At 63.2% G+C, this 269-nt stretch carries 1 protein-coding gene; it reads left to right on the top strand.

Translation table 11 applies throughout. The annotated features are described in order from the left end of the window. Positions 1-269, top strand: a 269-nt coding sequence (locus tag RVY79_RS19815; protein WP_317466279.1) for a hypothetical protein, incomplete at both ends; no start/stop codon positions are given.

Here is a 269-nt window from a genome sequence, read left to right as displayed (position 1 = left end):
CCGAGGATTACACCCACACGATCATCGCCTGCCTGACGCATGACATCGGCTATGTGCGTGGTCTGTTGAAGGGCGATGGGCCGGATGGTTACGTCATCGATGCGTCCGGCAACAAGGTGGTGCTGCCGCGCGGCTCGTCGGATGCGGGCCTGATGCCGTATCATGTCGATCGTTCCAAACTGTATGTGCTCGACCGGCTCGAGGCCGTCATTCCGCTCGATCGTGAGCGCGTCGCGCGCAACATCGAGGGGACGCGGTTTCCGGCGCCC

The sequence above is a fragment of the Chromohalobacter sp. HP20-39 genome, assembly GCF_033052815.1.
In the GTDB taxonomy this organism is placed as follows: Bacteria; Pseudomonadota; Gammaproteobacteria; order Pseudomonadales; family Halomonadaceae; genus Chromohalobacter.
Note: the sequence above shows the minus strand (reverse complement) of the source record. Positions and strands in the feature narration are given on the sequence as shown.